Annotated in this window: 17 protein-coding genes; 14 read left to right on the top strand and 3 right to left on the bottom strand. The window is 72.0% G+C overall.

All coding sequences use genetic code 11. From position 1 onward, the window contains the following. Positions 1-102: 102 nt before the first annotated feature. From ABT061_RS11740 to hydA, 14 genes are all read left to right on the top strand, one after another. Positions 103-1,110, top strand: coding sequence for a dihydrodipicolinate synthase family protein (locus ABT061_RS11740; RefSeq protein WP_350915417.1), 1,008 nt, complete (start codon positions 103-105; stop codon positions 1,108-1,110). After that, on the top strand, positions 1,107-1,427 hold the full coding sequence (locus ABT061_RS11735) for a (2Fe-2S)-binding protein (protein ID WP_350915415.1): 321 nt from the start codon (positions 1,107-1,109) through the stop codon (positions 1,425-1,427). The genes ABT061_RS11740 and ABT061_RS11735 overlap by 4 nt, the downstream gene beginning before the upstream one ends. After that, positions 1,417-2,880, top strand: coding sequence for an FAD/NAD(P)-dependent oxidoreductase (locus ABT061_RS11730; RefSeq protein ID WP_350915413.1), 1,464 nt, complete (start codon positions 1,417-1,419; stop codon positions 2,878-2,880). Before ABT061_RS11735 ends, ABT061_RS11730 begins: the two co-directional genes overlap by 11 nt. Then, a complete protein-coding gene (locus ABT061_RS11725) occupies positions 2,877-4,097 on the top strand; it encodes an NAD(P)/FAD-dependent oxidoreductase (RefSeq protein WP_350915411.1) in 1,221 nt (406 codons plus the stop codon). Before ABT061_RS11730 ends, ABT061_RS11725 begins: the two co-directional genes overlap by 4 nt. Next, the gene (locus tag ABT061_RS11720; protein ID WP_350915409.1) at positions 4,091-5,389 is read left to right on the top strand and encodes an amidohydrolase family protein; all 1,299 of its coding nucleotides are present in this window, start codon (positions 4,091-4,093) and stop codon (positions 5,387-5,389) included. Before ABT061_RS11725 ends, ABT061_RS11720 begins: the two co-directional genes overlap by 7 nt. Further along, on the top strand, positions 5,386-7,452 hold the full coding sequence (locus tag ABT061_RS11715) for a hydantoinase/oxoprolinase family protein (protein ID WP_350915407.1): 2,067 nt from the start codon (positions 5,386-5,388) through the stop codon (positions 7,450-7,452). Before ABT061_RS11720 ends, ABT061_RS11715 begins: the two co-directional genes overlap by 4 nt. Beyond that, complete coding sequence (locus ABT061_RS11710; protein WP_350915405.1) at positions 7,449-9,176, top strand: hydantoinase B/oxoprolinase family protein; 1,728 nt, start codon at positions 7,449-7,451, stop codon at positions 9,174-9,176. Before ABT061_RS11715 ends, ABT061_RS11710 begins: the two co-directional genes overlap by 4 nt. A gap of 6 nt (positions 9,177-9,182) precedes the next feature. Beyond that, a complete protein-coding gene (locus ABT061_RS11705) occupies positions 9,183-10,781 on the top strand; it encodes an ABC transporter substrate-binding protein (RefSeq protein WP_350915403.1) in 1,599 nt (532 codons plus the stop codon). 74 nt (positions 10,782-10,855) lie between these two features. Then, positions 10,856-11,911: an ABC transporter permease gene (locus ABT061_RS11700; RefSeq protein ID WP_350915401.1), complete on the top strand. Its 1,056-nt coding sequence runs from the start codon at positions 10,856-10,858 to the stop codon at positions 11,909-11,911. Then, on the top strand, positions 11,908-12,777 hold the full coding sequence (locus tag ABT061_RS11695; RefSeq protein ID WP_350915399.1) for an ABC transporter permease: 870 nt from the start codon (positions 11,908-11,910) through the stop codon (positions 12,775-12,777). The genes ABT061_RS11700 and ABT061_RS11695 overlap by 4 nt, the downstream gene beginning before the upstream one ends. Further along, positions 12,774-13,634, top strand: coding sequence for an ABC transporter ATP-binding protein (locus tag ABT061_RS11690; RefSeq protein WP_350915397.1), 861 nt, complete (start codon positions 12,774-12,776; stop codon positions 13,632-13,634). The genes ABT061_RS11695 and ABT061_RS11690 overlap by 4 nt, the downstream gene beginning before the upstream one ends. Next, complete coding sequence (locus ABT061_RS11685; protein ID WP_326637650.1) at positions 13,631-14,434, top strand: ATP-binding cassette domain-containing protein; 804 nt, start codon at positions 13,631-13,633, stop codon at positions 14,432-14,434. Before ABT061_RS11690 ends, ABT061_RS11685 begins: the two co-directional genes overlap by 4 nt. A gap of 10 nt (positions 14,435-14,444) precedes the next feature. Next, entirely contained in the window at positions 14,445-14,849 is a 405-nt protein-coding gene (locus ABT061_RS11680) for an allophanate hydrolase-related protein (protein WP_350915395.1), read from the top strand. Continuing rightward, positions 14,846-16,255, top strand: coding sequence for a dihydropyrimidinase (hydA, locus tag ABT061_RS11675; RefSeq protein WP_350915393.1), 1,410 nt, complete (start codon positions 14,846-14,848; stop codon positions 16,253-16,255). The genes ABT061_RS11680 and hydA overlap by 4 nt, the downstream gene beginning before the upstream one ends. A gap of 146 nt (positions 16,256-16,401) precedes the next feature. Here hydA and ABT061_RS11670 read toward each other — a convergent pair whose 3' ends face one another. The 3 genes from ABT061_RS11670 to ABT061_RS11660 all read right to left on the bottom strand — a co-directional run bounded on the left by ABT061_RS11670 (position 16,402) and on the right by ABT061_RS11660 (position 19,836). Beyond that, positions 16,402-18,099 carry a heparinase II/III family protein gene (locus tag ABT061_RS11670; protein ID WP_350915391.1) on the bottom strand — a complete coding sequence of 566 codons (1,698 nt, stop codon included), beginning with the start codon at positions 18,097-18,099 and terminating at the stop codon, positions 16,402-16,404. A gap of 113 nt (positions 18,100-18,212) precedes the next feature. Next, positions 18,213-19,250 carry a CU044_5270 family protein gene (locus ABT061_RS11665; protein WP_350915389.1) on the bottom strand — a complete coding sequence of 346 codons (1,038 nt, stop codon included), beginning with the start codon at positions 19,248-19,250 and terminating at the stop codon, positions 18,213-18,215. Continuing rightward, a complete protein-coding gene (locus ABT061_RS11660; RefSeq protein WP_350915564.1) occupies positions 19,243-19,836 on the bottom strand; it encodes an RNA polymerase sigma factor in 594 nt (197 codons plus the stop codon). Before ABT061_RS11660 ends, ABT061_RS11665 begins: the two co-directional genes overlap by 8 nt. Between the last annotated feature and the right edge of the window lie 275 nt (positions 19,837-20,111).

The raw sequence follows: 20,111 nt of genomic DNA, 5'->3' as shown, positions 1-20,111 counted from the left end.
ACACTTGGTGAGGTGCGAGGAAATTTACCCAGGTTAAAAACATATTTCGGCCTTGACCTGAATCTCCCGAGTACTGCAACCTAATGCAAGCGATCCCAAAAAATGACTACAACATTGATCCCCGGGGGTTCCATGGACCGCGACGACGTCACCTGGCACGGTTACTGGCCGGCCGCGCCCACCCCTTTCACCAGCGATGGCGGGCTGGACGAGGACGCGTGGCGCGCGCTGCTCCGGCTCTACGCCGCCCAGGGCGTGCACGGAGTCCTGGTCAACGGGAGCACCGGTGAGTGGTTCAGCCAGAGCGCGGCCGAGCGCCGCCGGGTCGCCGAGATCGCGGTGTCCGAGCTCTCCGGCAGGGTCCCGGTGGTCGTCGGTGTCACGGCCTACACCGCCGCAGAGGCGATCGAGTTCGCGCGGCACGCCGCCGAGGCGGGCGCGGACGGCGTGCTCGCCACGCCCCCGCCGTACGTGCACCCGGGGCCTGAGGACATCCTCGCCTTCTACCGGCAGGTCAGCTCCGCGACGGAGCTGCCGTTCATGGTCTACAACTGGCCGCGCGGGGTGGCCGTCGACATCTCCGCCCACCCCGGGCTGATGTCGAGACTGGCCGACCTGGACAACGTGGTGGCCATCAAGGACAGCACCGGTGACTGGCTGCGGATGCTCGGCACGGTTGAGGAGGTCGGCGACCGGGTCCGGGTGTTCGGCAGCTTCCTGCACCGGCGGGGCCTCGCCGTCCTGCTGGAGCTGGGCGGGGACGGGAACATCGACGGCGGCGGCATGGGCGCCCCGTTCGCCGTCCCCTACTACGAGGCGGTCGCGGCATCCGATCGCGAGGCGGCGCGCGGCTGGGTCGACCGGTACGCGGGGCTCTCCTCCCGGCTGATCAACCCCGACTACAGCGGTGTGTACGGCACGCCCATCGCCCAGCTCAAGGCCGCCATGGCGATGCTCGGCCAGCCGGGCGGGCACGTCCGCCCGCCGCTCCTGCCGATCACGGACCCGGAGAGGCTCGACGCGATCGGCGCCGCGCTGAAGGAGTCCGGCCTGGTCGAAGCCCTTTCCGGGGGCGGCGCGGACACCGTCTCGGGGCGGGCCGGGCGATGACGACGGCGCAGGGCCGCACCGGCCGGCGTGCCGGGCCGGGCCGGGCTCCGCAAACGGAGATCGTCGTCGACGGCGACTCCGTGCAGGCCGTCGACGGCATCAGCCTCGCCGCGGTCCTCGTCGGCGAGCGGAGGTGGAGCCTGCGGCGCAATCCGGTGGGCGGCGACCTTCGCGGCCCGTTCTGCGGGATGGGCGTGTGCTTCGAGTGCGAGGTGACGGTGGACGGTCGTCCGGGGGTCCGCGCCTGCATCACCAAGATCTATGCCGGCATGCGGGTCGAGACGGCCACAGAGGGAGAGGTCCCGCATGACCGCTGAGCGCAGCGCGGCCACGTACGGCGAGGTCGTCGAACGGGATGTCGTGATCGTCGGCGGCGGTCCCGCGGGGCTCAGCGCCGCGGCCCGGCTTGCCTCCGCCGGTCTGGCCGTGACGATCCTCGACGAGCAGCCGGAACTGGGCGGGCAGTACTACCGGAGGCCCGCGCCCGCGGTGGCGAGGCACTGGGGCGACCACCGGCCCGAGGGCGGCCGGCTGATCGCCCAGGTGCGCGCGGCCGGCGCCGAGTGCCGCACCGGCCATCTGGTCTGGGGTGTGGAGGACGACGGGCGCACGCTGCTCGCCTCCGACGCCGCCGAGCATCCGGTGCGGTTGCGCGCCCGCTACCTCGTGCTGGCGACCGGTGCCTTCGAGCGGGTGTTCCCCTTCCCCGGCTGGCAGCTTCCCGGAGTGACCACCCCGGGCTTCGCCCAGCACCTGGCCGCGAGCGATCACACCACCATCGGAGACCGGGTGGTCCTGGCCGGTTCAGGGCCGTTCCTGCTGCCGGTCGCCTGCTCGCTGATCGAACTCGGCGTGAGCGTGGTGGGAATCGCCGAGGCGGGCAGGCCGTACCGGCCGAGCCTGCGGGCGCTGGGCACGCTCGGCCACCCCGCGCGACTGCGCGAGCTGGCCACCTACGCCGCGCGGCTGGCCCGCGCCCGGGTGCCGATCTGGCAGGAGACCGTCGTGCTCCGCGCCGACGGCCGCGACCGGGTCTCCTCGGTGACCCTCGCCGCCGCGGCCAGGCCCGCGCGCCCGGTCCGCACCGTCGAGGTGGACGCGCTCTGCGTCGGGTACGGCTTCCGGCCCCAGACCGACCTGGCCCGCATGCTGGGCTGCCAGGTGCGGGTCGACGTGGCGAGCGGGGACGCGGTGCCGGTGATCGACGTGGCGGGACGCGCCTCCCGGGCCGATGTGTACGTGGTGGGCGAGGCGGCGGGAATCGGCGGGGTGCACGCGGCGAAGGCCAGAGGGCTCGCCGCCGCGCACGACATCCTGACCCGTGAGGGCCGCGCGGCCGTACCGGTGTCCGAGACCCGGCGGGTGGTGTCGGCCAGGCGCCGTTTGGAACGTTTCATCACGCTGACCGACTCCCTCTATCCCGGCCCGGCGGCACTGCTCGCCACGCTGGCGCCCGCGCTGCCCGCCGACACCATGGTCTGCCGGTGCGAGGCGGTCCGCGCGGAGGAGATCCGCACCACCGCCGCGGGAAGCGCCGACGGCGACCTCAACGCGACCAAAGCCTGGACCCGCGCGGGAATGGGCCCCTGCCAGGGCCGGGAGTGCGGGTTCGCGGTCGCCGGACTGGTCCGGTCCGTCATGCCCCGCCGGGGCGCGGGCGACGGCGAGTCCCGGGTGGAGGTCTTCCCCTCCCGGCTGCCGGTGCGCCCCGTCCCCCTCGCCACGCTGCTGGAGCTGGCCGGACCGGAATCGCAGAAAGGCGACGCATGAGCACGCGGACCGCGGACGCGGTGATCGTGGGAGCCGGGGTGCTCGGCGCCTCGGTGGCCAGCCACTTGGCCCGCAGCGGCCATCGGGTGCTCGTACTGGAACGCGGCGCCCCCGGCAGGGAGGGCTCCGGCACCACCGCCGGCAACCTGCACATGCAGGCCGTGCACACCAAGCGCCCCGGTCAGGCGGTGCCGCTGGACAGCGCGCGGTTCCTGCCGCTGCAGCGCGCCGCGAGCGACCGGTGGGAGACGCTGGAGGAGGAGTTGGAAACCTCGGTGGAGGTCCGCCGCACCGGTGGCTTCACCATCGCCGAGACCGAGGAGCAGTGCCAGGAACTGCGCGACAAGCACGGCTGGGAGGCCGCCGCCGGGATCCACACCGAGATCCTCGACGGAGACGCCGCGCGGGCCGCGCTGCCCCTGCTCGGACCGACGGTGGCCGCCGCCACCTGGTGTGACCTGGACGGCTACGCCAACCCGCTGAAGGTCACCCCCGCCTACCTGGACTCGGCGACCAGGCACGGCGGCCGGACCGTGGCGTTCGCGCCGGTCCGGCGGATCACCCGCAACGGCGACGGCTGGCGGGTGGTCGCCGGGCGCGGCGCCGCCGAGCGGGTGGTGGACACCCCCGTGGTGGTCGACGTCGCGGGGCCCTGGCTGGGGGAGATCGCGGCCATGGCCGGGATCACGCTGCGGATGACACCGGTGGCGATCCAGATGCACGCCACCGTGCGCTCCTCGGCCACCATGTCCCACCTGGTCCAGCACATCGGCGAGGGACTGTCGGTGAAGCAGGTCGCCGCGGGCAACCTGCTGATCGGCGGCGGCTGGCCGGCCCTGAGCATGGACCTGGCCGGCCGGAGCGACGCCAGCCTGGACAGCCTGGTGGGAAACGTCGCGCTGGCGGTCCGGGTGCTGCCGTTCATCCGGGACCTGCGGCTGCTGCGGATGTGGGCCGGGCCGCTCGCGGCCACGCCCGACGAGATGCCGGTGATCGGCGAGGTGCCCGGCGCCCCCGGGTTCTACGTGGCCGGAGGCACCTACGCCTTCACCTTCGCCCCGCTGTGGGGGGAGACGCTGCGCTGCCTGATCGAGGGGAAGCCGCCGCCGGTCGACGTCTCCGACCTCGGCCCCGGCCGGCTGATGGAGCGGTGGAGCCAGGAAGACAACGGCCCAGAGCAGGAAAACCACCAGGACAGAAGGAGCAAGCGGTGCTGACATCACCTCGGCTGCGGCCCACGTCGGAGCCCGAGACCCTCTGGTTGACCGGTGGGCACGTCGTGGACGTCCGATCAGGACGGATCCGCAGGAACGCCAACGTGCTCGTCGCGGCCGGCCGGATCGAGAAGATCACGGCGGACGCCCCGCCCCCGGGAGCACGGACCGTCGAGCTGGGCGGCAGGTACCTGATGCCCGGCCTGATCTCGGTGCACACCCACCTGTCGGTGCTCTACCCCTTCTCCGCCACCGACGAGTCGGAGAACCCCGGGCTGACCGCGCTGCGCGCGCTGTCCCGGGCGCAGGACGCCCTCGTCGCGGGGGTCACCACGATCCGCTGCGTGCACGAGCAGAACCGCGCCGACCTGCTGGTGCGCACCGCCGCGGACCAGGGCTGGGTGGCCGCGCCGCGGATCGTCGGAGCGGGCCGGGCCATCTCCACCACCGGCGGCCACGGCAAGGGCGCCGACTGCTCCTACGCCGACGGGCACGACGGCTTCCTGCGCGCGGCCAGGCAGGAGCTGGACGCGGGCGCCGACCTGCTCAAGATCTTCATCACCGGCGGCATCGCCCACCAGGGCGAGTCGTTCACCGGCGCGCAGATGACCGCCGAGGAGATGCGGGCCGTGGTCCGCGCCGCCGAGGAGCACGGCAGTTACGTGACCGCGCACGCCGGCGCCGGCTCGGCGATCCGCGAGGCGCTCGCCGCCGGAGTCCGCGGCTACGAGCACGCCTACGACCTGGACGACGACACGGCCAGGCAGATGGCGGACCGGCGGGTGTTCCTCACCCCGACCCTGTGCGTCACCCGCTGCCCCGACTGGATGGCCGAGCACAGCTTCACGCCCTGGCAGATCGAGCGGGCGGTGGAGGTCGGCCCCGGCCACCTGGCCAGCATCCGGCGGGCGGTCGCGGCCGGCATCGCCGACCCGGACGACCCCGGCGCACCGGGCATCACCATGCTCGCCGGCACCGACTACCCGCCGGGCGAGCCCATCGAGGACACCGTCGTGGCGGTCCGCGAGATGGAGTTCCTCACCGACGCGGGACTCAGCCCCATCCAGGCGGTACGGGCCGGCACGTCCGAGGCCGCGCGCCTGGTCGGGCTGGCCGGCCAGGCCGGTGCCGTCGAGGAGGGCTACCTCGCCGACCTGATCGTCACCGAGCGCGACCCGCTGAGCGACGTCTCCGCGCTGCGCCGGATCCCCTTCGTCATGCAGGCCGGCCGGATCGTCCGTGACGATCTGCCGGTCGTCCCCGCCCCGCAGCAGGTCCCTGGAGGTGCCCTGTGAATTCCCCCGACGCTCCGGCCGGACGTACCCGGTTCGCCGTGGACATCGGCGGCACGTTCGTCGACGCGATCGCCTACGACGAGGAGACCGGGCAGATCCGGCTGCACAAGGCCTCGACCACCCCCGGTGCCCCCGAGCGGGGCGTCCTGGACGCGGTGGGCGGCCTCGCCACCCGGCTGGACGGGGTGGAGGCGTTCGTCCACGGCACCACGCTCGGCCTGAACGCGATCCTGCAGCGCCGCGGCGCGAACCTCGGCATCATCACCAACGAGGGCTTCAGAGACCTGTTGGAGATCGCCCGCGCCAACGTCCCCGGCCAGCACATGTACGACTTCTCCTACGCCCCGCCGCCGCCGCTGGTGCCGCGCCGCCGGCGGATCGGCGTACCCTGCCGGATCGACGCGCAGGGCGACGTGGTGCAGGACCTGGACGAGGACGCCGTGCGCGAGGCCGGCCGGATCCTGGTCGAGGAGCAGGGACTGGCCTCACTGGCCATCTGCTTCCTGCACTCCTACGCCAACCCCGAGCACGAGCGGCGGGCCGCGCGCATCCTGCGCGAGCTCTACCCGGACGTGTCGATCTCGGTCTCCACCGACATCACCCGCGAGTACCGCGAGTACGAGCGGACCAGCACCGTCACCCTGGACGCCTACATCCGGCCGGTGCTGAGCGACTACATCGGCACCCTGGAGGCCAGGCTGACCGAGGCGGGGCTTACCCACCCGCTGCACATCATGCGCTCGGGCGGCGGTGCGATGACCGCGGAACTGGCCCGCCGCGCCCCGCTGATGACCGTGCTGTCCGGCCCCGCCGGGGGAGTGGTGGGCGCCTCCTTCCTGGCCCGCGAGCAGCGGCTGCCCAAGCTGATCTCCTTCGACGTCGGCGGCACCAGCGTGGACTGCTGCGTCATCGAGGACGGCGAGCCCGGCGAGGTGCACGAGGCGGGCATCGACGGCTTCCCGCTGCTCATCCCGATCTTCGACATCCGTACCGTGGGCGCGGGCGGTGGCTCGATCGCCTGGATCGACGAGGGGCTGCTCAAGGTCGGCCCGCACAGCGCCGGCGCCGTGCCGGGGCCGGTGGCGTACGGCGCGGGCGGCACCGAGCCGACCGTCACCGACGCCGCGCTGGTGCTTGGCTACCTGGACCCCGCCGCGTTCCTCGGCGGCGACATGTCCATCGACGCGGACGCGGCCCGCGCCGCGATCGAGGCCAAGCTGGCCGTTCCCCTCGGGGTGAGCGTGACCCAGGCCGCCGCGAGCGTCTTCCGGGTGCTGCTGGCCCGCATGGTCGGCGCGCTGCGCGAGATCACCGTGGAGCGGGCGCTGGATCCGCGCGAGTTCGCGCTGCTGGCCATCGGCGGCGCCGGACCGCTGCTCGGCCCGATGCTCGCCAGGGAGATGGGCATCGCCACCACGATCGTCCCGCAGGTGCCCGCCGCGTTCTCCGCCTTCGGCATGCTGATGTCCGACCTGGAGTACGAGTTCGCCGCCACCGTGCTGCGCTCCCTCAGCGACGACAGCCTGGCCGACCTGGAGAGCGAGTTCGCCGACCTGGAGGCGCAGGGCGACGAGGTGCTGTCCGCGCAGGGCATCAAGCCGGAGGACCGCACCCTGATCCGCAGGCTGGACATCCGCTACCACGGCCAGGAGCACAGCCTCGGCATCGACCTGCAGCCCGGCGACACCGCCGCGAGCGTGCTGGCCCGGTTCAACGCCCAGCACGAGGCGCGCTACGGCCACGCGATGGCCGACACCGGGCAGATCCTCACCCTGCGGGTGCGGGCGGTGGGACGGCTGGCCAAGCCGGCGCTGCGCGAGCTGGCACCCGCCGGGCCCGGCGGGCCCGAGGCGGTCGGCGAGCGGCCCGCCTTCGACGTTGCGGTCGGCGAGATCGCCGTGTTCCCGGTCTACGACCGGACCACCCTGGCGCCCGGTCACGAGGTGAGCGGCCCGGCGATCGTCGAGGAGGGCACCTCGACGACGGTGATCTTCGGTGATCAGCGGCTCACCGTCGACACCTATGGACAGCTGCTGGTGACCGGTACCGGAGGAACCCTGTGAACAGCCCTGAGCGTCTGGACGGCGCGACCGTCGAGGTGATCCGCAACTACCTGGTCTCGGTGGGCGAGCAGATGCGCCGCACCCTGGTGCGGGCGGCCTTCAACCCGGTGATCTACGAGGTGCTCGACTTCGGTATCTCGATCTACAACGCCGACCTGGAGCTGACCGCCGAGGCCGCGGGGATCACCTCGTTCCTCGGTGCCAACGACCACGCCATCGTCAAGGGCGTGGAGTACGTCGGCCGGGAGAACTTCGCGCCGGGCGACGTCTACCTGCTGAACTATCCGTATTGGAGCGGCGCGCACTCCTACGACGCGATGCTCTTCGCGCCGGTCTTCCGTGACGGGCACGAGGGCCCCGCGGCCTACCTCGCGGTGCGCGCACACTGGATGGACCTCGGTGCCAAGTCCCCCGGCTATGTCCTGGACTCCACGGACATGCACCAGGAAGGTCTCATCTTCCCGGGCACCAAGATCGTGAGCCGCGGCGAGGTGGTCCGCGACATCGTCGAGCTCATCCGGTTCAACTCCCGGCTGCCCGACCTGACCATCGGCGACTTCCACGCCCAGCTCGCCGCCCTGCGCACCGGCGAGAACCGGCTGGCGCAGGTCTGGGAGAAGTTCGGCGGCGAGACCGTCGACCAGGCCATCAGGCAGGTCATCGAGCACGGCGAGCGGGTCGCCAGAAAGGCCCTGGCCGCGCTGCCCAACGGCACCTGGACGGCCTTCGACTACTGCGACGACGACGGCATCACCGAGGACCTGATCCGGATGGAGGTCAAGGTCACCATCGACGGCGACCGGATGGAGGTCGACTTCAACGGCTCCGACGGCGCGGTGGCCGGCCCGGTCAACCTGCCGATCGGCTCCACCGAGAGCCTGGGCAAGGCCATCTTCAAGGAGCTGACCACGCCCAGGGAGCCCTCCAACGCCGGGCACTACCGGGCGCTGGAGGTCAAGGCCGATCCCGGCAACTTCTTCCACGCCGTCTACCCGGCCGCGACCTTCACCCAGTGGAGCGCCATCGTCGCGTTCGAGCTGATCCACAAGGCGCTGGCCCAGGTGATGGACTCGATCCCGGCCTCCTCCGGTGGTGACGAGCCGGGCTTCATGGCGCTCGGCCACGACCCGCGCACCGGCGCGGACTTCGTGATCAGCAACAACGAGGGCATCGGCTGGGGCGCGCGCAAGGACCGCGACGGCGCGAACGCCCAGCAGCACCCCTCCCAGAGCGTGGTCCGCAACACCCCGGTCGAGGTGCTGGAGCACAAGTCCACCGTGTTCCACGAGCGGCTGGAGCTGATTCCCGACTCCGGCGGCGCCGGCCGGTTCCGCGGCGGCGTCGGCGTGCTCAGGCAGGTCCGCTACCTCGCCGACGGCGAGGTGCTGTCGATGAAGAAGAAGAGCAAGACCCGGCCCTGGGCGCTGGACGGCGGCCAGGAGCCCGAGCCCAGCGAGATGGTGCTGTGGCCGGACACCGACCAGGCCAAGCGGGTCGGCATGTACCGGGCCGCGATGAAGGCCGGCGACCGGTTCGTGAACCGGACCGCCGGAGGCGGCGGCTACGGCGACCCCCTCGACCGCGACCCGGCCGCGGTGGTGGCCGACGTGCTCAACGGCTACGTCAGCGCCGAGGCCGCGGAGCAGTCCTACGGCGTGATCGTGGACGGCGACGGCTGGCGGCCCACGCCGGCCAGGGCCGCCCGACTCAAGAGTGAAGGGTAGACGACAGTGCACCGACCCCCCGCCACCCCGGTGGCACGTGGCCGCAAGGGCACGCTGGGCCTGACCTCCGTCCTGCTCGTCGGCGCGCTGGCCCTCGCGGCCTGCGGCCAGAGCACCCCGGGCGGCTCCGGCGGCTCCGACGTCCGCAAGCAGACGCTGATCATCGCGGAGAACGAGCCGCCGGCCACCTTCGACCCGGTCCAGGCCGACAACTCGACCGTTGACGAGGTGTCCATCCCCGCCTACGACACCCTGGTCAAGTACGGCAAGGGCGGCGTGATCGCCCCCGCGGTGGCCACCGAGTGGACGTTCTCCAAGGACGGCAAGACCCTCGACCTGACGCTCCGCGACGACGTGACCTTCCACGACGGCACCAAGCTGACCGCCACCGACGTGAAGTACACGCTGGACCGGATCGGCAAGCTGCAGATGGGCGTCGCGTCGCTGCTGACCGCCTACGACTCCGCCGAGGTCGTCGACGACACCCACCTGGCGATCAGGCTGAAGCAGTCCTACGCACCGTTCCTGGGTGCGCTGTCGCGGGTCTACCTGCTCAACTCCAAGCTCGTCCAGGCCAACGCCGGCTCCGACGACGGCCGTCAGTGGCTGGCGGCCAACGGCGCGGGGTCCGGGCCGTACAAGCTGACCGGGTACACCCCCAACCAGGAGGCCAAGTTCACCCGGCACGACGGTTACTGGGGCGGTTTCACCAACCAGGCCAAGGACGTGGTGATCCGCTACCTGCCGCAGGCGGCGACCCAGAAGACCGCGCTGAGCAACGGTGACGTGGACATCGCGATGGACATCGACCCCAACGACTGGGCAGGTCTCGAAAGCGGCGGCTATGTGGTGGACAAGGCCGACACCAACGTGCAGCTTTACGTCTTCTTCAAGATGAAGGACTCGCCGGTGGCCGACAAGGCGCTGCGCGAGGCCATCACCTACGCCTACGACTACGACCAGCACCAGTCGGCCATCCTCAAGGGCGCGGGCAAGAAGGCCGCCGGAGTGCTGGCGAGCACGATGGCCTGCGCCGACCCCACGGTCGCGCAGGCGGGCTACGACCTGGACAAGGCCAAGAGCATCCTGGACGCCGCCGGTCTGAAGAACGTCACGCTGACGATGAGCTACCTCAAGGCCACCGCCGAGATGGAGCAGGCGGCCACGCTACTCCAGTCCGACCTCGCCAAGATCGGCGTGAAGGTCGAACTGTCGGCGGTCACCTACCCGCAGTACGTCGAGATGCTCAAGAGCAACGAGACCACGCCCGACCTCGGCATGATCTACGGCTTCCCGCCCTACCCGGACCCGGACTCCGTGCTGCACCTGCAGTTCAACTCGAAGTTCATCAACAACGGGCAGAACAGCGGCGGCTACCACAACCCGAAGGTCGACAAGCTGGTCGAGGACGCTCAGAAGCTGACGGACGAGGAGGCCCGCTGCGCCCTCTACAAGGAGGCCCAGCAGACCATCGCGGCCGACCACCCCTCGATCAACATGTCCAACCCGCAGTACGTGACGGTTCACCGCAAGGGGCTCACCGGCTACGCCTATGACCCCGCGCACCACCAGACCGTGGACGTCTACCAGGTGCAGGTCGGCTGACCCGCCGGGCTCGGCGCGGCCCTCCGCGCCGAGCCCGCCCATCATCGGAGATCACCACTGAGGGGAGGTACCCCATGGCTCGTTTCCTGCTACGGCGGCTCGTGACCAGCGTCGTCGTTCTGGCAGGCCTGGCCGTCGTCACCTTTCTGATGACCCAGGTACTGCCCGGCGACCCGGCCAGGACCGCCGCGGGGCGTAACGCGACCGCCGAACAGGTGGCACAGGTACGGATCCAGCTCGGCCTTGACCGGCCTCTGTGGCAGCAGTTCACGGGGTATCTGGACCGGCTGCTCCACGGCGACCTGGGCATCTCGGTGTTCACCCAGCGGCCGGTGCTCGATGACATCGCGGCCATGCTGCCCTCCTCGGTGGAACTCGTGCTCGCCGCGATGGCGATCAACATCGTGGTGGCGGTACCGCTGGGCGTGTACGCCGCCTACCGGCGAGGCCGGCCGGCCGATATCGCGGCCCGGCTCATCGCCCTGCTGGGCGCGGCGGTCCCGGTCTTCTGGCTGGGCCTCATGCTCCAGCTCGTCTTCGCCGCGGAACTCAGGTTGCTGCCGCTGACCGGCCAGCTCGCCTTCGGCCAGGAGGTGCCGAGGATCACCGGAATGACCTCGCTGGACGCGCTGCTCGGCGGGAACCTGCCCGCCTTCGGCGACGCCCTGCAACACCTGATACTTCCCGCCCTCACACTGGCCGCCTCGTTCGTCGCGGTGGTGGCTCGCACGGTGCGCTCCTCAATGATCACCGCGCTGGACTCCGACTACATCACGCTGGCCCGGGCGACCGGCGCCTCGGAGTTCCGCGTGGTGGTACGGCACGGCCTGCGCAACGCCATGGTCCCGGCCAGCACGATTCTCGGCATGCAGCTCGGCTGGATGCTCGGCTCCACGGTCCTGGTGGAATCCATCTTCGGCAGGACGGGAATCGGCGCCCACGCGGTCGCCGCCGTCCTGCAGAGCGACCTCTACACCGTGATCGGCACGGTTCTCGTGATCGGAGTGGTCTTCGTGGTGGCGAACATCGCCGTGGACCTGATCCAGCTCTGGCTCAACCCGCGGCTGCGCAGGACGAAGCGCCGCACGGGCGAGCCGGCCGTACCCGTTCTCGCGGAGGTGAACGCGTGAGCGCCGGCGCCACGGCGGTCACCGGCGCGCGCCGCCGTATCCTGCCCCGCGTCCCGATCGTCGAGCGCGCCGCGGTGACGGTGGCCGTGGCGATGGTGCTCCTCGCCGTCGTCGGGCCGCTGATCGCGCCGCACGACCCCTACGCGGTCGACCTGTCCAAGGCCCTGCTGTCCCCCTCGGGCGACCACTGGTTCGGCACCGACGCCAGCGGCCGTGACGTGCTCAGCCGGGTGCTGTCCGGCGCGCGGGTCACCCTGCCCGCCACGATGATCGTGATCGCCGCCGCGGCGCTGATCGGGACCGTGGTCGGCACGGTCGCGGCCCTCGGTGGGAAGGTCGTCGACGAGGTGCTGATGCGGATCACCGACATCGGCCTCTCGCTCCCGTCGATCATCCTGGCCCTCGGCCTGGCCGCCGCGCTCGGCTCCGGCCTGCAGTCCGCGGTGATCGCCCTCTCCCTCACCTGGTGGCCCGGCTACGCGCGGCTGGTGCGCACGCTGGTCCGCGACGTCAAGGACGCCGAGTACGTCGACGCGGCCAGGATGCTCGGGGTCTCCAGGACCCGTCTCGTCTTCCGGCACATCCTGCCCAACGCGCTGAACACCCTGTACGTGCAGACCACGCTGGACGTCGCCGCGGTGATGCTGGTCATCTCCGGCCTGTCCTTCGTCGGCGTCGGCGCGCAGGTGCCGTCCGCCGAATGGGGGGCGATGATCGCCGCGGCGGCCAACAACCTCACCAACGGCTGGTGGGCGGTGGCCTTCCCCGGCCTGGCCATCATGCTGACCGCGATCTCCTTCAACCTGCTGGGCGACTGGCTGCGGGTGCGCAACGACCCGACGATCCGCGAGGGGGCCGGCCGATGACGGACACACCACTGCTCGCCGTACGGGATCTGCGGGCGAGCTTCCCCGGGCCCGAGGGGCCGGTCGAGGTCGTGCACAGCGTCGACCTGGAGCTGGCACGCGGCGAGAAGGTCGCGCTGGTCGGCGAGTCCGGCTCCGGCAAGTCGGTCACCGCGCGAGCCGTACTGCGACTGGACGCCGGCGCCACGCTGACCGGGCGGATCGAGCTGGACGGCACCGACCTGCTGACGCTGCCGCCGCGCCGGATGCGCGAGGTCCGCGGTTCGGGGGTCGGCCTGGTCTTCCAGGACCCGCTCGCCTCGCTCAACCCGGTGATGACGATCGGCTGGCAGATCACGCAGCCGCTGGTCATCCGAGGGGTGTCCAAGAAGGTCGCCAGGCGGCGCGGCGTCGAGCTGCTCTCCCGGCTGGGCGTGCGCGACGCCGAGCAGCGCTTCGACGACTACCCCCACCAGTTCTCCGGCGGGATGCGGCAGCGGGTGGTGATCGCCATCGCGATCATCGCGGAACCCGCGCTGCTCATCGCCGACGAGCCGACCACCGCACTCGACGTGCGGGTCCAGGCGCAGGTGCTGCGGCTGCTGCACGAACTGGCCGACGAGCGGGACATGGCGGTCCTGCTGATCACCCACGACCTGGGCATCGTGGCCGGATTCGCCGAACGGGTGGTGGTGATGCGCCACGGCCTGGCGGTGGAGAGCGGTCCGGTCGAGGAGATCTACGCCCGGCCCCGCCACCCCTACACCAGGGCGCTGCTCGCGGCCGTGCCCCGGATCGGGGGAGACCTGTCCCGGCCGCTGGCCACCATCGGCTCCGCGGTGGAGACGGCCGAGGAAGGAACGGTGAGCCCGTCATGAGCGAGCCCCTGCTGCGGGTGCGGAACCTGGTCAAGACGTTCGAGGGCAGGCGCGTGCTGGACGACGTCTCCTTCGACATGATGCCGGGCGAGGTGCTCGGCCTGGTCGGGGAGTCGGGCTCCGGCAAGTCCACCACCGCGCGGTGTGTGGCGCGGCTGACCGAACCGGACTCCGGCCGGGTGGAACTCGGCGGGCGCGACGTGCTGGCGGCCGGCCGCGGGGAGCTGCGCTCGCTCCGTCGCGAGATGCAGATGGTGTTCCAGGACCCGTACTCGTCGCTGAACCCCCGGATGACCGTGGCCGAGCTGCTCGAGGAGCCGCTCGTCGTGCACGGTCTTGAGCCGGACCGGCGCCGGCGCAGGGAGCGCGCGGCGGCCCTGCTGGAGACGGTGAGCATGTCCGCCGAGCACCTGGACCGCTACCCCAGGTCGTTCTCCGGCGGGCAGCGCCAGCGCATCGCCATCGCCCGGGCCCTGGCGGTCGAGCCCCGGCTGCTCATCTGCGACGAGCCGATCTCCTCCCTGGACGTCTCGGTCCAGGCCCAGGTGCTCAACCTGCTCCGGGACCTGCGGCTGCGGCTGAACCTGTCGATCCTGTTCATCGCGCACGATCTGGCGGTCGTCTACTACCTCTGCGACCGGATCGCGGTCATGGAACAGGGACGGCTCGCTGAGATCGGCACCCGGGAGCAGGTGTACGGGGCGCCGGAGCACCCCTACACCCGGTCGCTGCTGGCGGCCGTCCCGATCCCCGACCCCGCCGCCGAGCGTGCCCGCCGCGCGGCCGAACCCCAGTACTGAAGGAGGACCCGTGGAGAATCTGCGGATGTTCGTCAACGGCCAGGCGATGTCGGGCGGCAGCCTGAACACCGCGCTGAGCGGCGCGGTGTTCGTCGGACCCGTCGAGACCGCCCCCCGCTACCGGTTCTACTCGGTGCGCGACGAGTTCCCCGGCCTGTACCCGGTGACCTCCGACGGGCATGCCGTGCCTGGCGAGCTGTACGAGGTGAGCTACCAGATCCTGCGCGAGCACCTGCTGCCGAACGAGCCCGAGGAGCTGGAGCTGAGCGTGATCGAGCTCGCCGACGGCAGCGGATCGTTGTCCATGCGGATGCGCGACGGGTCGCTGACCCTGCCGGGGGTCACCGACATCAGCACGGCCGGCGGCTGGCGGGCCTACCTCGCGTCCGGCCGGACGCAGGGCGCGATCGGATGAGAGACGCCGAGCTGGTGGTGCGGGGCGGCACGGTGGTCGAGGCGGGCTGGTCCGCCCCCGCCGACGTGTTCGTGGCCGGTGGTGTCGTCGTCGCCCTGGCCGAGCCGGGCACGCCCGCGCCGGGCACCGCGACCGAGGTCGACGCGACCGGGCGGCTGGTCATGCCGGGCGGGGTGGACCCGCACTGCCACGTCGGCTTCACCTCCGGCGACTTCACCTCGCTCGACGACTACACCAGGTGCACGACGGCCGCGGTGTTCGGCGGCACCACCACGATCGTGGACTTCGCCATCCCACGGCCCGGCCAGGCACCCGCCGACGCGGCGTACGCCCAGCGGGCCAAGGCTGCCCGAGGGCTGTGCGACAGTGCCCTGCACGCCTGCGTCGTGGAGTGGGACGAGACCGTGCCCGACCAGCTCGGTGCGCTGGTCGCGGACGGCATGCCAACGGTGAAGATGTTCACCACCTACCGCGGCGAGACCATGGCGGGCGAGGACACCATTCTGCGGACCATGAGGACGCTGCGCGACCTGGGCGGCATGGTGGTGATCCACTGCGAGGCCAACCACATCATCGAGGACACCCAGGAACGGTGCGCGGCGAGCGGCAGGATCGGCGCCGGGCACATGGCCGCGACCCGTCCCGAACTGGCCGAGACCGCCTCGGTGGCCGAGGTGCTGGCCATCGCCGAGTCGCTGCGGGCACCGGTCTACTTCGTGCACCAGTCCACCGCCGAGGCGGTCGAGCTGGTGGCGGCGGCCAGGCGGCGCGGCGTGCCGGCGTTCACCGAGTCGGTCGCCCACCACCTGGTGCTGGACGACGGCAACTATGACGGCCCCACTCCGGAGCGGTTCGTCTGCTGCCCGCCGCTCCGCTCCCGCCAGGCCGTCGACGCGCTGGGACGCCACCTGTTCACCGGGGAGATCACCACGATCGGCAGCGACCACTGCTGCTACGACGTGGCGCAGAAGGAGTCGCGGCGCACCGACGTGCGGGCCATGCCCAACGGCCTGCCCGGGGTGGAGACCCGGCTACCGGTGATCTTCTCCGAGTACGTCGCCGGGGCCGGGCTGCCCGCCACCCGGTTCGTCGAGCTGACCGCCGCCAACCCGGCCAGGACCAACGGCCTGTACCCGCGCAAGGGCACGCTGATGCCGGGCTCGGACGCCGACATCGCGATCTGGGATCCGGCCGCCCGGTGGCGGGTGAGCGCCGGCGACCTGCACATGGCGACGGACTACACGCCGTATGAGGGCATGACCCTGACCGGCAGGCCGCGGACCGTCCTGGTCGGCGGCCGGGTCGTGGTCCACGACGGCATCCTGGCCGACCCCGTCCCCCGCGGCCGGCACCTGCCCGCCGGGCCGATCTCGCTCACCCCGGCACTGGGGCGCACGGCCCCGTGACGACGGCGCCCCGGCCGGCAGTCGCCGGCCGGGGCGATCCCATCGGCATCGGCGGAGGACCCGGTGGCGCCGGACAGGGGCGTCGAGTCCCGCACGTTGGCCAGGGCCGTCCAGTGGTATGTTCGGCGGCGCGTCCTTCTCAGCGGTCACCGTACCGTCGTGTTCACCTGATCGGCACCGAAGCGGTCGCCGGGGTGCACCGGAACCCGGTCGGCGAAACCCAGGTCGGGGTCCCAGCGTAGGGAGACGTGGCCGCCGGGAGTGCGGACGCTCAGCCGTCCGCCGGACCGGGCGACCTCGGGGTCGCCGGTGCCGGGCACGATCAGGGTGAGTACCGACTCGGCGGGCGGGGACAGGACCGTCGTCGCCTCGGCCTGCCTGAGGTAGCCGAGGGCGATCGTCTCGGTCCGCACGGTCTGCCCGCCGAGCGGCCGGCCCGAGGGCATCGCGAGTTGGAGCAGCGTCACCCGCCACTCCCCGTCGGCCAGGACCACCTGGCCGTCACGGTTGGAGACCACCGTGAGCGAGGGGGCGAAGTGCCACAGGTTGCGCAGCGCCGACCCCGCCGGGACCGAGTCCAGCACGGCCATCAGGTCGGTGCCGTGGCCGACCAGGACCGACCGCGTACGGCTGACGCCGTACGCGGTGTCGGTGAACCGGTAGCACTGCCGCGCCGGGGCGACGGACGAGCTCACCAGGCGCGTCGCCGTCCCCTCGCGGAGGTCCGCGTCCACCACGACGGGCACGTTGTGCGCCTCGGGGGAGATGGTCCACCTCCGGTAGCCGGTCCGCTCGTAGGAGTGGAAACCCGCCTCAACCAGGATGTCCCGGCCGTGGGCGTGGTAGGTGACGCCCAGATGGTCCTCGTGACCGTGCAGCCGGCGGCCGGTACCGAACCTGATCGAGTAGAAGGCCGACTCCGGGTCGTCCCATGCCGTCCTGCCGAAGACGTAACCGTCGTCGAACACCTGCACGGTGTCCTTCCCATGCCGGAAACCGCTCGGGCGCGTGTCGGCCGGGCTGTCGCCGATCGGCACCAGGCGGCCGTCGGGCTGGGTGGCATGGCTGATGTAGGTCTCCAGCGAGTCGCGCCGCGCGACGAGCCCCGCGGGGACCTCGGCCCCGGACGCCCTGATCGCCTCGATCGCGGTGCCCAGCCGCCGGTGGACGTATATCCCGTATCTCGGAGCCTGCTCGTGCAGCACGCCCTGCGCGTCGATGGCGAGTTCCGCCGAGTCGGTCATCCGCCGGACGGCCAGGTCCTTCCACCGCTCCTGGCCGAGACGGCAGCCGACCGTCAGCAGCGCGATGTCCTGGTCCAGGCCGTGGTTGTGACCCCGCCGGTAGAGCGCGGGGTCGGACAGGATCTCGGCGTGCTCGATCAGGCTCTTCGACAGCCAGTCGTCGCGCACGTGCGCGCTGAGGCAGACCAGGACCGGGGCGCGTAGCGCGACCGGGTGCTCGGCCCAGGCCCAGGGACTGATACCGGTCGCGCCACGGGGATTGGCGCGCGCCCAGTCCTCGGCGATCCGGGTGGCGCGGTCGAGGTACTCCGCCTCGCCGGAGCGCTCGTACTCGGCGATCAGCCCTCCCATCCACCGCAGCGCGTGCAGGTTCAGCGTCCAGGAGCGGTTCCGGTGCGGGTCGATCCGCCAGTCGATGTCGGTGCCCAGGTCGACGGGGGGCAGGCCGACGAGCCTGACCCGGCCCGCCATGACCTCGGACACCTTGATCGCGGGAAACCGGTCGGCGGGGCAGATGATCGGTCCTTCGCTCGTCGCCAGGGAGGGCGCTCCGGGACGATTCCTGATCAGGTCGAGCGCCGTACGGGCATGCCAAAACAAGCGATTGCTCCAAAGGATGTCTCGGACGGCCCACGCGCGCACTCGTGAAGGCACTACGAGGGCGAACGGGTCGTCAGCGTGAAGGCGTGGTTTCCCCCGGCAACCCGGGCGGGCTAGGGAAGTTCGGGAACGGCGGGCCGCTCATCGGTCCAGCCCGCCTCCAGGACCAGCTCGACCTGCTCACCCCTGACCCCCGGCCGGTCGGCGACCGTGGAGGAGAGCACCTGGGAGCTGTCCGGATCGATGATCAGCGTCCGCTGCACGGCCGCGCCGTTCCGCGCCCCGGGAGGCTGAACGGTGAAGGAGAACCCGTCTCCCGCCCGGCCCCGCTCGTCCGTGGCGCTGCCCAGATACCGGATGTTCGGCAGCTCGGCCAGCGCACGGTAGGCGGCCGCGCGCACGTCCGGCGGCGACGGCTTGCTCCACAGCAGGCCGCTGAGCGCGTCCGCGACGACACCGTCGATGGTGCCGGCCGGAACGTCGCTCACCGCCTCGGTGACCCAGTCCCGCAACGCGGCGGGGGTGACCGGGAGCCTCTGGAGCTGCTCGAAGGTCATCTCATGACCGGCCATGCTGAAGGGCACCCTGCCGGTGATGGCCCTGAGCTCGCCCTTCTCCGGCGAGGTGGAGAGCACCTCCCCCTGGCTCGACCACTCGGTGGGGGAGCCGTCGCGACGCCAGGCCTCCTCGTCGGCCGCGCTTCCCGGGCGTGCCCCCAGCGCCCGGGAGGCGGACCAGACCCGGCCGTCCCTGGCGACCCACTGTTCGGTGAGCCGTGACTCCACCACCCAGTAACGGTTCGCCCCCCTGCCCAGCTGCTCCGGGTACGTCTGCCGGTGCAGTTTCCTGACGCGCCAGTAGGCGTTCGCCGACGCGGGGTCCGACTCGGCGGTGGTCGCCGCCGCGAGCAGGACCGATCGCCCGGAGATCGTCGCGACCCGGTTCGGCGCCTCCGCCTCCCCGGTCAGGCCAGGAACCGCGATCGCCACCGCCACGGCGGCGGCCGCGAGGCCGGCCACGGCCGCGGTCCATGACAGCCGCCACCGCCGCCTCCTGGGCTCGCCGGTCAGCAACCCGCGCACCCTGGCCTTGAGGAGCGGATCGAGCCGCGGCTCGCCGTACAGCTCGCGGACCCTCTTCAGCTCATCCACGATCGGCCTCCTCGGACTCCAGCATCGGGTTGGTCTCGCCCAGCGTGGCGCGCAGCTTCTTCCTGGCCCGGTTCAGCCGTGAGCCGACCGTCCCGTACGGGATGCCCAGGGCGGTGGCGATCTCCTCGTGGCTCAGCCCGGCCAGGGCGACGAGGAGCAGGACGTCGCGATCTCGCTGGTGGAGCCCGGCCAGGGCCGCCGCGAGACTCGGCCGCAGGCTTTCCGCGCTGACCCGCACGGCGACGTGCTCCTCGTGCCCCGGGGTGTCCGGGTCGGGGCCGTGGCGCCCGAGTGCGCGCAACGTTCGCACCTCGACGCGGCGGTGCCTGCCGATGAGGTTGGTGGCGATGCCGTACAGCCAGGCCCGCACACCGGCCCGCGACGGGTCGTACTGCGCCCGCTTGCGGAACGCGGTGAGGAACGTCTCCGCGACGATGTCCTCCGCGGCGTCGGTGCCGAGCCGCTGGGCGACGTAGCGGTGGATCTCGCCGAAGTAGGTGTCGAAGATCGCGCTGAACCGCTCGGACTCGTCGAGGGAGAGCCGGACGACCTGGGCGTCCTCCGCCGGATGGGCGGCCCAGGACATCGCGGTCACGATGGTCTTCCCGTCATGTGCAATCCTTCGAACGCGAACGGCGGTCCCTCTCTATCGCCCGATCCGCCGATTCGCTTTCACGATCCGGATCCGCGCGTCGCGCCCGGCGTGGTGAGCCCCGCGCGTGGGGCGCCGGGCTCGTGTCGCGATCGGCGGGGTACGGGGTCCGCCGGGCAGCGGAGCGCCGATAGGCCATGAGGAGGACGACGCGTGCCGCGTCGTCGCCTAGCGTCCCCGTCCTCACCCCGCCCGCCCCGGTGCGGGCC

The organism is Streptosporangium sp. NPDC002544 (genome assembly GCF_040295965.1).
Lineage (GTDB): Bacteria > Actinomycetota > Actinomycetes > Streptosporangiales > Streptosporangiaceae > Streptosporangium.
Note: the sequence above shows the minus strand (reverse complement) of the source record. Positions and strands in the feature narration are given on the sequence as shown.